This window comes from Ochrobactrum sp. C6C9 (genome assembly GCF_022627935.1).
In the GTDB taxonomy this organism is placed as follows: Bacteria; Pseudomonadota; Alphaproteobacteria; order Rhizobiales; family Rhizobiaceae; genus Brucella; species Brucella teleogrylli.
The window spans coordinates 1-11,871 of the sequence record NZ_JABXGB010000058.1; the positions used below are offsets into that span (position 1 = coordinate 1).

The window sequence follows — 11,871 nt, forward strand, 5'->3', positions numbered from 1 at the left end:
ACCCCGCCAACTATCTCGCCGCCGTCAAACTCGTCGCGGCACGCATCTGGTGTCAGTCGTAATGAGTCTACGGCCTAGTCCTCAATGTCGATGACGAGCAAACGATGGCGCGAAGTGATGCTCCGGATCCTTCGGCCTGGACGATCCATGGCTGCATACATGCCGCTCGCCCTGATGCTCGTTGCATCCTGCATGTTCATTCGACCTATGCGACTGCGCTTGCCGCTCTCGCTGATCCACAAATCAAACCAATCGACCAGAATACGGCACGCTTTTTCAATCGCGTCGCTATCGACATTGAATTCGGTGGAATTGCGGACGATCTCGAAGAGGGCAAGCGGCTTGTTCAGGCGTTGGGGAACAAACGATCGATGATAATGGGCAATCACGGCATATTGGTAACTGCGGCGACGGTCGCCGAAGCCTATGATGAACTTTATTTTCTGGAGAAGTCCTGCAAAACGTTGATCCTGGCTTACTCCACAAATCAGCCGCTTAATATCATGCCTGATGAACTGGCCGAAAAAACCGCCCTGGAATGGGAAGATTACCGGGAAATGCCATTTGCTCATTTCTCCGAGATGTGTCGGCTTCTTGACGAGCGGGATCCATCTTACGCGTATTGAACGGTTCTGACTGGTGTCCGTTGGAATTCGGACGCCAGGCATCAGGCAATATTGCTTCAAGCCGACGCGGTTTGCCCAGCCCATCGCTGACGCATTGAGCCAGCGATAGGTGGGAGATCTATGAATTTTGTTCATCTTCCAATTCGTTGATGCGAAGGTCGTGCAGTTCCGCACCACGAAGCTGCATCAGCTTGGCGAGCCGCCGTGCGGTGTCACTAATTGCCCGACAATGTTCATCGAAGTCCTCTTCAATAACTGCGCGATATGGTCCTGTTACGCCGACAGCGTAAACCACCGGGGCACGTGCAAGACGAATAGGAAATGCTATAGTTCCCAGACCAGCCACATGCTCTGCCAGATCAGTTGCAAAACCGCGTTCGCGAATGTCGGCATATTCCGCCAAAAGAGCTTCCGGGCCGATTTTCGTTTGATCTGTGAATTGCACCAGATTTCGAGTGAGGAGTTGCTGGATGGTTTCAGGTGACTGAAAGGCCATGATTGCTTTACCTGATGCGGTCGCATTGATAGGCATAGCCATGCCCGGCATCACATAGGTACGAACTGGGGTGTCCGGAGCGACACACGTTACGGAACGAATGTCCTTGCCATCGAACTTTGATATAAATGCCGACTGACCGGTTTTCTCGGCTAATATTTGCAGTGGCTTTTGCGCCAGCGTCACAAGCCAGCCCGTATCGGGAGAGGTGTGAAGTAGTTTCAGGAGTCGCTCGCCGAGCTTGAATGTTCGGTTCCGTGAATTCTGCGTATTGATCATTCCGCTTGAAATCAAAGTGTGAAGCAAGCGATTCACCGTCGTTTTGGGAAGATCGAGTGCCGTTTCCAACTCGACGGCGGTTAGTCCCTCGGCAAACGGCGCGACGGTTTCCATGATAGCAATATATCGTTCGAGCGGACTATCTTTTTGGGTAGCATCGGTCATTCATTCAATCTTCTGTGCCCTGGGTGACGTGTCAATTTCGGTTCCGTTTGAGGCTAGGTAAATTTTGCTGGTGAGCAAAGTGCACAAGCCCGTAAGATCGATAATACTGTTTAAAGACCGATTCTTGACAGCAGGAAATTCATATTTCGGGTGCGATGCCCGCAAATTATGCTGATCAGGTGCTGAAATGTGTTGTCTCATCGAGACGAGAGCGTTTCGTTTTTAGAATATGGTGTCAGCTTTCGGCTGTAAGGGAACGCTCCTGCCAATGTGCACTGGGACCTGTGGCCGCAGAAGCAGCCACAGGTCCCGTTTATCAATATTCTTTGTTGTCGCCCACATCGGCCGCGGAAGTCGGAAGACCGTAACTCGTCAGTACTTCGGCAATAGCGCCAGCTTTGCGATAATTCTCGAGGCTTTCATTCACTGCACTCGCAAAGGGAGCATTGCTGTTGGACATCAAAAACGCAGTCTGAGTCGGCAGGGTAGTTGCCTTTACGCGCGGATCCGGTTGGTAAAGCTTAACTTTGACGTCGGTGCCTTTGGTGAGGTCAGCGGCGGCGCCAAAACCTTCAATGCCAGCATCAATACGCCCGGCCTGAACATCTTGCGCCAGATTGAGTGAAGACGGATAGGTCTTTACATTTTCATAAAGCTTTTCCAGATCGCCGACCCAAGAATAGCCTTCTACGGTTCCCACTCTTTTGCCCTTGAGTTGGTCGACGGTCTCGAAACCTTCTTTGGACTCTACCGAAACCTGGTCGAGATAAACCGCGTTGCTGAGCGCAACCACCTTTGCACGAGCAGCGGTGCGGTAGAAACCTCCAATAGCAATGTCGGCGCGGCCGGTCTGCACCGCTGAAACTGCGGCAGGATAGCTGAAGATCTCGTACTCGATCTTCAGGCAATTATCCTTCGCAAATTTCTGAAGAAGGTCGCCGTCGATGCCGGAAACGCCATCCTTCTCTACCGAGTAGGGTGGGGTGTTCGTCAACGCCACAGTTAGGATACCTGCTTTGATCGGTTCGAAGTTGAACTTCGCTTCGCATGTGTCGGCCTTTGCACCCGTTGAAGCCGTCACTAAGGCGATCGCTGCGGATGCTATCAAATAACGCATAGTTTTCATTACTTTAACCTCTGGATTGTTCGTTTTATGAATTGTTGTGCACCTTCGACTGAGAAGTCGATTTTCTGTGAGTAGCTGCGTGCCTTGGAGCTCGTCATATCCCTCCGATTTTAAGTGCCGAATATCTGTATTAATCTTCTAAAACGGAACTAATATCGATTATAAAAGTTTGTCAAGCGGCTTGGAGTTCCGATAATAAGTTTTAATTTCGTTTAATGGGACTATTGACAATTGGAAATGTTCTACCACAATACGGGAATAATACCAATAAGTGGAACTTAACGATGACTCAGCCATTACCCCGCGTCACCTATTCGAATATCGGCGTCGATTTCTCACCCGTTCATGATCACCTGGATAAAATCCTGCCAATTTTCGAAGCAAACCGGTTGGGTCAGACGTGGTCCACGCCATTTGCGACAGGCGAGGCAAAAAGCGTTGCGAGCCCTATCGATCCCGCAATTACGTTAGGTGTTTTTCCCGTTTCAACGAAAAGCGATGTTAGTGCAGCTGTCCTTGCGGCTCGCAAAGGCGCATCAGTCTGGAATGCGTCGAGCCTGGATGAAAGGCTCGCATTCGCTGCACGCTGGAAAGACGTACTCGCCGAAGAGAAATATCAGTTGGGATTAGCCGCTCTCTTCGAGGTCGGAAAATCGCGTATGGAAGCCATCGGCGAGGCGGAAGAAGCGGTCGATATGCTCGACTATTATCCGTCGGAACTGAGGGCAAACAACGGCTTTGTGCGCCCTATGAACCAACTTGTGGACCACGAGACCGCGACGAGCATTTTGCGTCCCTATGGCGTTTTCGCGGTCGTTGCGCCGTTCAATTTTCCGCTCGCATTGTCTATCGGCATGATTACGGGCGCGTTGCTTGCTGGTAACGCGGTGGTATTTAAACCCTCGCCAGAATGCCAACTTACCGGTCTTCTTATTGCCGACACCATACGTAAGGCAGGTCTGCCTGAAGGTGTTTTCAATGTGGTGCTCGGCGATGGTGATGTCGGTAAAAATCTTATCGAAGATAAGGGTATTGATGGCGTCGCATTTACAGGTTCGCACAAGACCGGAATGAGCATCTTCAGGCACATGGCGCTATCGCCGTGGATGAAGCCCGTAATTGCCGAAATGGGCGGCAAAAACCCGGCCTATGTCACGGCAAACGCTGATATCACTCGTGCTGCTCAGGGGGTGGTACGCTCGGGCTTTGGTCTCCAAGGTCAGAAATGTTCCGCGTGCTCGGTGGTATATGTTGATAATAGCGTGAAAGACGAATTCATCGCGCGCTGCATCGAGTTTGCGAAGGCACTTGTCGTTGCCGATCCGCGCAAGCGTGATGTTTTCATGGGGCCACTTTACAATGATGCAACAGTCGACCGGTTTATCAATGCGGTTGCACAGGCAAAAGCAGAAGGCACCGTACATTTCGGAGGTGAACATATCGCGGGCTTGCCGAAGAACTACTTTGTTCCCGCGATTGTTGAAACGTCGGGTCCATCTAGTCTTACGCGCGATGAATTGTTTATGCCATTTGTGGTAGTGCGTGGTGTGAATTCCCTTGAAGCCGGTCTGAAGGAAGGTAACGACGTTTCCTATGGTCTTGCAGCTGGCATCTTCACCAACGACCAGAACGAGCTTCAACATTTCCTCAACAATGCAGAGGCGGGCGTTCTGTACGCTAACCGCGCAAGCGGCGCGACTACCGGCGCCTGGCCAGGCGCACAGCCTTTCTGTGGCTGGAAGGGAACCGGCGTCAGTGGCAAGGGCGGACTAGGTGCATATTTCCTGCCGCAGTTTATGCGCGAACAAAGTCACACGATCATGACACGTTGAGCCATTTGGTGCGGAGCGGAGAACGCTCCGCAGTTCCTCCTTTTCGAAGTTTTAGCCTCATGACACAATATCCAGAATCCTGTTCTCAGTCCCAAGCGCTCTTTGATCGTGCACAAAAGGTAATGCCAGGAGGCAATACGCGCACGACCGTCTACATGGACCCTTTTCCGATCTATGCGCAGAGCGGTGAGGGATGCCGAATGCGTGATGTCGACGGCAATATCTATTACGACTGTATCAACAACTTCACCTCCATGATACATGGCTATGCCCAGCCGGAAGCGATTAACGCGGTAAACGAGCAGCTTCCTCTTGGTACGGCTTTTGGCGCTCCGACGATCAGTGAGATCGAATTGGCCGAACTCCTGGTCGAGCGATTACCCTCTGTCGACCAAATTCGCTTCGCGAATTCCGGTACAGAAGGTGTCATGATGGCGATCAAAGCAGCGCGCGCTTTTACCAACCGTCCGAAGATTGTCAAAATCGAAGGCGCCTATCACGGATCCTATGATTTCGCTGAAGTTAGTCTAGACAGCACACCGGGCAACTGGGGTGATTTGCCCGCATCGACCGCTTATGCAAAAGGGACACCCCAAGGGGTTCTGGATGATGTCATTGCAGTTCCCTTCAATGACATTGAAGCAATAAAGGCTGTTTTCCGCGTGCATGGGCATGAAATTGCTGGTGTACTGATTGATCCGATGCCAAACCGGGCCGGGCTCATTCCGGCGCGAAAAGATTATCTCGAAGCTTTGGTAGAAACGGCGCATCTATCGGGATCGCTTGTGATTTTCGACGAAGTGATTTCGTTTCGTCTTGGCTATTCCGGCGCTCAGGGGCTTTGGGGCATTACGCCCGACCTGACCTCGCTTGGAAAAATCATCGGTGGTGGCTTTCCGGTGGGCGCCGTTGCTGGCCGCGCAGAGGTGATGGCTGTATTTGATCCGACGAAGGGGAAGCCCGCTCTGCCGCACGGCGGCACTTTTACGGCAAATCCCGTGACGATGCGGGCTGGTCTGGCAGCCATGGAAGCACTGACGCCAGAAACTTTCAATCATCTGGATCGACTCGGCGAGATTTTGCGAGACGGTACAAACGAAATTTTCCGAAAATCGGGATTGTCTGGTCGTTGTGTGGGTCTCGGATCATTGTTCAAGATTCACTTCACCGACAATGACATTGTCGATTATCGTTCGGTCTATCCTTCCGCAGGCGACCGCCACAAGCTCAACCTTCTCCATAAGGGTCTCCTCGATAGAGAAGTATTGTCTGCGAGTTACGGGCTTTTCGCCCTATCCACGCCCATGACTGAGGCCGATGCGTATACGATACTTGTCGCTATCGATGACACTTTCAAACACATCGCCTCGCAGTCTTGACACGGTGTCACATTACGAAACGCAACCCGTCATATTGAGCGCGGCATGCAGAATGAACAGATCGGGTTCGTAATTTCTAATCCGATATCGGTTCAGCGAAAACAATAGCAGGAATTGAAATGACCACTTCTCCCCATGTCGTCATCATTGGCGCTGGCACCTTAGGAATGTGTTCGGCGGTTAACCTTATCCGGCAAGGCGCCCGCGTGACCGTGATCGATGCAAATGCCATCGCGTCCGGTTCAAGTGGACGATCAGTTGGCGTAATTGGCACCCAGTTTACCGATCCATTCGAGATCCTCCTGCGGCAACATTCAATGCGACAATTCCAGGAATTTGAGCGCCAGGGATTGCGGATCAATCACATCGGATATTTACGACTTGCCCGAACTGACGAACAAATGGAACTCTTTCGTCAGTCAGTTGAGATGCAGAAAAAGGCCGGTTTCCGTTCCAAACTTTATCAAGCTGGCGAACTGAACAATCTCATCCCTCACCTCAACCCGGATGGTCTGGCTGGCGCAATTTTCGGACCTGATGACGGTTTCATCGATCCGCATGAGCTTTGCACACTGCTGGCTGAGAAGGTGCGCGAAGCCGGTGGTGCGGTCAGGCAGTTCTGCAAGCTTGAAGGCGTAGCGAGGATCGCAGGAGGATATAGGCTCGAAACCACTAAAGGCCAAATCGAGTGCGATATGGTGATCAATGCTGCGGGCGCCTGGGCGTCCCAGGTAGCGGCACTCTTCGGGCAGACGCTTCAGGTCAAGCCTGAGCGGCACGAAGCCATTACCATCCTCCTAGACCAGCCGCTCGATTACACGATGCCCATGGTGATGGATCTCGTTAACGGAGAGGGCACCGGGCTTAACTTCAGGCACGAGAAAGCAGGGGAGCTGATCGCTGAAGTTCATAAAGTAACGAATTCGGAGCCGGAAAATCCAGATCTTTATAATGATCAGTGCGAAGAACAATCGCGTATCGAGCTCGCGGAACTCCTCTTGGAACGAGTTCCCGATCTGCCCGGTGCACGCCTTGGGCGCGGCTGGGCCGGACTTTATCCTATGACCTACGACAAGCGTCCATTAGTCGGCCCTGTTGATCCGTCCGAACCGACTCTTGTCACGGCAGCTGGCGCAGGCGGTTACGGCATCCAGCTTTCGCCAGTGATCGGTCAGATTGCCGCCGATTGGGCGCTTCATGGTGCACCGGTATCTGCTCCGGGAACCGAACAATTGCGGCCGACCGCTGCGCGATATGCTCCGGCGGCATAAAACTTGGGAAAGGTGCTGCCTTTCCCTGAGGGGAACGCCGGAAAGTCAAGAACAGAACACCGTCATCAACACGGGGTGAAAGATGTCTCAGAATAAGCCAATTGTCCGCTTGCAGGACGTGAATGTTCGTTACGGTAATTATCATGCTGTCAGGAACGTCACGCTTGACATTAAAAAGGGTGAGGTTGTTGCCATTGTTGGCCCGAGTGGCGCGGGGAAAAGTACCTTTCTGCGCACGATCAATATGCTCGAACAACCAGTATCTGGAACACTGCAAGTTGGGGCGTTTCAATTCGACCTCGACAGCAAGCTGACGAATGATCAATTGCTGAGGCTGCGACGTTCGACCGGTATGGTTTTCCAGTCATTCAACCTCTTTCCTCATATGTCGGTGCGTAAGAATATTACTTTGCCTCAGATGCGCGTGTTGGGACGAAGCAAAAATGATGCCGATGCCCGCACTACACAGTTGCTAGAGCGGGTGCATCTTGCAGACAAGGGCGATGCCTATCCTGCTCGGCTTTCGGGCGGCCAACAACAACGTATCGCGATAGCACGAGCTTTGGCGCTTGATCCCGAAGTTATGCTGTTCGATGAGCCTACCTCAGCGCTTGATCCTGAACTCGGCCTGGAGGTTCTCGCTGTAATGCGCGAGCTGGCTCAGGACGGTATGACAATGATCGTTGTCACGCATGAAATTGCCTTCGCTACGGAAGTCGCTGATCGGCTCATCGTGATGGCGGACGGTCAGATCATTGAAGAAGGAAAACCGTCGGAGGTTATCCGTCATCCGTCTTCTCCGCGGACGCAAAAATTCTTCCGAGCCATTGTGGATCGACACTGATGACGGATTTGCTTCTCAATCTGCTCAAAGGCCTTCCCGCAACAATTGCTTTGACGGTTGGCGGCTTTGCCGTGGGAGCGGTACTCGGGGTGCCGTTGGTATTGTTACGTCGTTCAAAATCTCGACCGGTTAGCGCTCTGGCGCGGATTTTTATCGACGTTGCTCGCGGAATTCCACCTGTTGTCTGGCTCTTCATAATATTTTTTGGTTTGGGAACCGGTATCATCAGGCTGACATCGCTACAGGCCGGTATAATCGGACTGGGTGTGGTGTCTTCAGCCTATCTGGCCGAGATTTATCGTGGCGGCTTTCTTTCCTTGCCAGGCGGGCAGACGGAAGCAGCAACTGCTCTCGGAATGCGGGGTAGTGACATTTTAAGGTTTGTGTCCGCACCCCAGGTTTTGCGCGTATCTATACCTGCAATGGCTACGTTCTTTGTGAGCCTACTCAAGGATAGCACGGTGGCCTCAACAATCGGCGTCCGTGACATTATGATGTATACATCCCAAGCGGCACAAGCTCAGTCGGGAGGCTTTGCTCCCTTCCTCATTGCTGCGCTCATCTACATTCTCTTGTCCATTCCTATCGCCTTTATGTCTCGTGTATTGGACGAAAGGCTTCGCAGGAGGCTCTCGCGATGAAGGAAACCCTTGCAAATTTTGTCGAATGGGCGCCTCAGCTCTTCGCGGGCCTCGTTGTAAGCCTGCAGCTAACTGGATTGGCCCTCCTCATGGGGCTTCCCCTTGGATTGCTGCTTGCCCTCCTTTCGATGACGAAAATGCGTTTGCCGCGTTATATGGCGATATTACTAGTCGAGATTGGCCGCGGTGCTCCGGCACTGGTTGTGCTCCAAATGGTCTATTATGGACTGCCTTCGGCAGGCATCAACACCAGTGCCTTTATCGCAGCAGCTGTTGCTCTTGCCTTAACTACTGCCGCTTATACAAGTGAAATTCTGCGTGCGGGTTTGAACGCAGTTCCTCAAAGGGAATTCGAAGCGGGTTTAGCACTCGGCATGACAAACTCAGACATTATGCGATTTGTGGTCATCCCCCAGGGCGTGCTTTTTGCCGTACCCGCACTTATGGGGTTTGCAATTCTGATCTTTCAGGCAAGTGCACTTGCATTTACCATCTCCGTGTCGGAACTCCTTGCGAGAGCCTATCGCGTTGGCGCCGCGACCTATCTTTACCTTGATGTGCTGATCCTCGCGGGTTTGTTTTATCTGGTCGTGACAATTCCATTTGGCTGGCTTGTGGCCGGAACTGAGCGGAGGCTTGGCAAACATCTTAGGTAAGACGCTTGCCAAACTGATTTACGTAAATTGCATATGAGAGAAATCATGAACAAAGTCCTTGTCGCAGTAAAACGTGTCGTCGATTACAACGTGAAGATCCGTGTTAAGGGCGACGGATCAGGCGTTGAGCTTTCGAATGTGAAGATGTCGATGAACCCGTTCGACGAGATTGCGGTTGAAGAGGCGATCCGCCTGAAGGAAGCTGGCAAGGTCACGGAGATTGTGGCTGTATCGGTTGGCCCGGCACAGGCGCAGGAAACACTGCGCACAGCCCTTGCCATGGGCGCGGACCGCGCGATCCTGGTCAAGACCGATGAGACGGTTGAGCCGCTCGGCGTCGCCAAGGTCTTGAAGGGCGTGGTTGATGCAGAAAAGCCGGACCTCGTCTTCCTCGGCAAGCAGGCTATTGACGACGATGCCAACCAGACCGGCCAGATGCTGTCAGCGCTCCTCAACTGGAGCCAGGCAACCTTTGCCTCGAAGGTGGAACTGGGTGACGGTTCGGCCAAGGTAACGCGTGAAGTGGATGGCGGTCTGCAGACCATCGATGTGAAACTTCCGGCGATTGTCACGGTCGATCTTCGTTTGAACCAGCCGCGCTATGCATCGCTGCCGAATATCATGAAGGCGAAGAAGAAGCCGCTGGACGAGAAGTCGCCTGCCGATTTCGGTGCCGATATCACAGCGCGCCTGAAGGTCCTGAAGACCGAAGAACCGGGTGGCCGCAAGGCTGGCGTCAAGGTTGGTTCAGTCTCTGAACTGGTCGAGAAGCTTAAAGCCGACGGCATCATCTAAGAAATCGGAAGGGACGAGATAAATGGCTATTCTTCTTATTGCCGAACATGACAATGCAACCCTTTCGGACCAGACGGCAAAGGCGCTGACGGCAGCCGCCCAGATCGGCGGCGATGTCGATATTCTGGTTGCAGGCAAGGGCGCAAAGGCAGCAGCCGATGCAGCCGCCAAGCTGAAAGGCGTGCGCAAGGTTCTGCTGGCTGAAAGCGATGCGCTGGAAAACCGTCTGGCCGAGCCGACGGCAGCACTCATCGTGGCACTTGCCGCCAATTTCGACACGATCATCGCTGCGGCGACGACTTCGGCCAAGAACATCCTGCCGCGCGTTGCAGCCCTTCTTGATGTGATGCAGCTTTCTGAAATCATGGAAGTCGTATCGGCGGACACGTTCAAGCGTCCGATCTATGCAGGCAATGCAATCCAGACGGTACAGTCCACCGACGCCAAGAAGGTGATCACGGTGCGCACGGCCTCTTTCCAGGCCACCGGTGACGGCGGTTCGGCTGCGGTTGAAAGTGCAAGCGTGCCTGCCGATCCGGCTCTGTCGAGCTTTGTTGGCAATGCGCTGTCGGCTTCGGATCGTCCGGAACTGACCTCGGCCAAGATCATCATCTCGGGTGGTCGTGCACTTGGTTCGGCTGAAAAGTTCCAGGAAGTGATCCTGCCGGTTGCCGACAAGCTCGGTGCGGCGGTTGGCGCCAGCCGCGCAGCGGTTGATGCGGGCTATGCGCCAAACGACTGGCAGGTTGGCCAGACGGGCAAGGTTGTTGCACCGGAGCTTTACATCGCTGTCGGCATTTCCGGCGCGATCCAGCATCTGGCCGGCATGAAAGACAGTCGCGTCATCGTCGCCATCAACAAGGACGAAGAAGCGCCGATCTTCCAGGTTGCCGATTACGGCCTCGTCGGTGATCTCTTCACCGTTCTGCCGGAGCTGCAAAAGGCTCTCTGAACACCCAAAAACATCCCTATCTCCTCGGTTATCTAGGCGATGGGGGATGTTTTATTACGGCCAATCGCCGGAACAAAGCCGTGATAACGATTCTTGACTGGCAATCAGCACATCTACCAGTGGCAAGGGCCAGCGGTTCATATCTCCTTCAAGGCGAAGTGATAGTGTTCGGCACAGTGATAAGGCGATCCTCGACCGGAAACGACGGTCCTTGAGAATAAAGCGCTTCCGACAATTTCTGAGCTTCCTGGTGCTTCCAGCTTTCGAATAAGAGGTTATCCAGTATTCTCAGTTCAAAAGATCTTAGCTTAACGAGAACACCACGACAGCTTTCCGCCAGACTTTGGGTATGCAAAATCGACATATCGATCAGCGTACTTTCGATTTCTGTTTTCAAGGTTCGGCTCTTATAACTATTTATCATTCATCGCTATGTAAAAAAGACAAGGGGATACGAATATATGGCGTACATCACTGCCGAGATTCGAGCGTCGAAAGTATACCATGGATATGACGAGGATCGGAAAGCCGTCGTCGACGATCTTGGCGCGGGCGGATTCGTAAAGAAACTTATCAAGGTCGCCAGAATTTTGTCGGTCACCGAAGATTATATTTTTATTGAGTGTCCTCACAACACCGTTCAGACGTGGGAGTACAGGGGAACGCTGGAGGATTTCAGGTTGAAACTGCGTCAGGCGGGTGTGGAGGCGGAATGAGTGTTCTCCCGGGTGAGGTTTGAAAAATGAAAATTGTGTCCGTCAACGTTTACTATGTGCGCGGACAGGGCCTGAAGCCCGTTCTGGTGAAAA

The 11,871-nt window shown here is 52.8% G+C and carries 12 protein-coding genes and 1 pseudogene; 10 read left to right on the forward strand and 3 right to left on the reverse strand.

The annotated features are described in order from the left end of the window. Positions 1-92: 92 nt before the first annotated feature. Positions 93-626 (forward strand): annotated as a pseudogene (locus HWD97_RS23380) (class II aldolase/adducin family protein); the annotation flags it as partial. Positions 627-744: 118 nt separating this feature from the next. Here HWD97_RS23380 and HWD97_RS23385 read toward each other — a convergent pair. Both HWD97_RS23385 and HWD97_RS23390 read right to left on the reverse strand, forming a co-directional pair. Continuing rightward, positions 745-1,566 (reverse strand): IclR family transcriptional regulator, encoded by an 822-nt coding sequence (locus tag HWD97_RS23385; RefSeq protein WP_371835717.1) that lies wholly within the window; start codon positions 1,564-1,566, stop codon positions 745-747. A gap of 316 nt (positions 1,567-1,882) precedes the next feature. Continuing rightward, complete coding sequence (locus tag HWD97_RS23390; RefSeq protein WP_371835718.1) at positions 1,883-2,692, reverse strand: substrate-binding periplasmic protein; 810 nt, start codon at positions 2,690-2,692, stop codon at positions 1,883-1,885. A 284-nt stretch (positions 2,693-2,976) separates the two neighbouring features. On the opposite strand from HWD97_RS23390, the gene HWD97_RS23395 reads away from it, so the two are divergent. The 8 genes from HWD97_RS23395 to HWD97_RS23430 all read left to right on the forward strand — a co-directional run bounded on the left by HWD97_RS23395 (position 2,977) and on the right by HWD97_RS23430 (position 11,062). Then, positions 2,977-4,524 carry an aldehyde dehydrogenase family protein gene (locus HWD97_RS23395; protein ID WP_371835719.1) on the forward strand — a complete coding sequence of 516 codons (1,548 nt, stop codon included), beginning with the start codon at positions 2,977-2,979 and terminating at the stop codon, positions 4,522-4,524. Between the two features lie 122 nt (positions 4,525-4,646). Continuing rightward, on the forward strand, positions 4,647-5,903 hold the full coding sequence (locus HWD97_RS23400) for an aspartate aminotransferase family protein (protein WP_371835726.1): 1,257 nt from the start codon (positions 4,647-4,649) through the stop codon (positions 5,901-5,903). A gap of 119 nt (positions 5,904-6,022) precedes the next feature. Continuing rightward, positions 6,023-7,174, forward strand: coding sequence for an NAD(P)/FAD-dependent oxidoreductase (locus HWD97_RS23405; RefSeq protein WP_371835720.1), 1,152 nt, complete (start codon positions 6,023-6,025; stop codon positions 7,172-7,174). An 82-nt stretch (positions 7,175-7,256) separates the two neighbouring features. After that, the gene (locus tag HWD97_RS23410) at positions 7,257-8,018 is read left to right on the forward strand and encodes an amino acid ABC transporter ATP-binding protein (protein ID WP_371835721.1); all 762 of its coding nucleotides are present in this window, start codon (positions 7,257-7,259) and stop codon (positions 8,016-8,018) included. Next, the gene (locus HWD97_RS23415) at positions 8,018-8,659 is read left to right on the forward strand and encodes an amino acid ABC transporter permease (protein ID WP_371835722.1); all 642 of its coding nucleotides are present in this window, start codon (positions 8,018-8,020) and stop codon (positions 8,657-8,659) included. Before HWD97_RS23410 ends, HWD97_RS23415 begins: the two co-directional genes overlap by 1 nt. Beyond that, positions 8,656-9,315 (forward strand): amino acid ABC transporter permease, encoded by a 660-nt coding sequence (locus HWD97_RS23420; RefSeq protein WP_371835723.1) that lies wholly within the window; start codon positions 8,656-8,658, stop codon positions 9,313-9,315. Before HWD97_RS23415 ends, HWD97_RS23420 begins: the two co-directional genes overlap by 4 nt. A gap of 45 nt (positions 9,316-9,360) precedes the next feature. Continuing rightward, positions 9,361-10,110, forward strand: coding sequence for an electron transfer flavoprotein subunit beta/FixA family protein (locus HWD97_RS23425; protein WP_371835724.1), 750 nt, complete (start codon positions 9,361-9,363; stop codon positions 10,108-10,110). A 22-nt stretch (positions 10,111-10,132) separates the two neighbouring features. Beyond that, positions 10,133-11,062, forward strand: coding sequence for an electron transfer flavoprotein subunit alpha/FixB family protein (locus tag HWD97_RS23430; protein WP_371835725.1), 930 nt, complete (start codon positions 10,133-10,135; stop codon positions 11,060-11,062). Positions 11,063-11,210: 148 nt separating this feature from the next. Here the strand turns inward: HWD97_RS23430 and HWD97_RS23435 are convergent, their stop codons facing one another. Next, entirely contained in the window at positions 11,211-11,459 is a 249-nt protein-coding gene (locus HWD97_RS23435) for a hypothetical protein (RefSeq protein WP_162718829.1), read from the reverse strand. Between the two features lie 64 nt (positions 11,460-11,523). Between HWD97_RS23435 and HWD97_RS23440 the strand changes: the two genes are divergently transcribed. Then, the gene (locus HWD97_RS23440; protein WP_112701728.1) at positions 11,524-11,778 is read left to right on the forward strand and encodes a hypothetical protein; all 255 of its coding nucleotides are present in this window, start codon (positions 11,524-11,526) and stop codon (positions 11,776-11,778) included. Positions 11,779-11,871: the final 93 nt, after the last annotated feature.

Bases quoted from the DNA above. Each gene is read 5' to 3' on its own strand.
- HWD97_RS23410 (WP_371835721.1), top strand. From the start codon at position 7,257: ATGTCTCAGAATAAGCCAATTGTCCGCTTGCAGGACGTGAATGTTCGT.
- HWD97_RS23395 (WP_371835719.1), top strand. From the start codon at position 2,977: ATGACTCAGCCATTACCCCGCGTCACCTATTCGAATATCGGCGTCGAT.
- HWD97_RS23400 (WP_371835726.1), top strand. From the start codon at position 4,647: ATGCCAGGAGGCAATACGCGCACGACCGTCTACATGGACCCTTTTCCG.
- HWD97_RS23420 (WP_371835723.1), top strand. From the start codon at position 8,656: ATGAAGGAAACCCTTGCAAATTTTGTCGAATGGGCGCCTCAGCTCTTC.
- HWD97_RS23415 (WP_371835722.1), top strand. From the start codon at position 8,018: ATGACGGATTTGCTTCTCAATCTGCTCAAAGGCCTTCCCGCAACAATT.
- HWD97_RS23385 (WP_371835717.1), bottom strand. From the start codon at position 1,566: ATGACCGATGCTACCCAAAAAGATAGTCCGCTCGAACGATATATTGCT.
- HWD97_RS23440 (WP_112701728.1), top strand. From the start codon at position 11,524: ATGGCGTACATCACTGCCGAGATTCGAGCGTCGAAAGTATACCATGGA.
- HWD97_RS23405 (WP_371835720.1), top strand. From the start codon at position 6,023: ATGACCACTTCTCCCCATGTCGTCATCATTGGCGCTGGCACCTTAGGA.
- HWD97_RS23425 (WP_371835724.1), top strand. From the start codon at position 9,361: ATGAACAAAGTCCTTGTCGCAGTAAAACGTGTCGTCGATTACAACGTG.
- HWD97_RS23390 (WP_371835718.1), bottom strand. From the start codon at position 2,692: ATGAAAACTATGCGTTATTTGATAGCATCCGCAGCGATCGCCTTAGTG.
- HWD97_RS23430 (WP_371835725.1), top strand. From the start codon at position 10,133: ATGGCTATTCTTCTTATTGCCGAACATGACAATGCAACCCTTTCGGAC.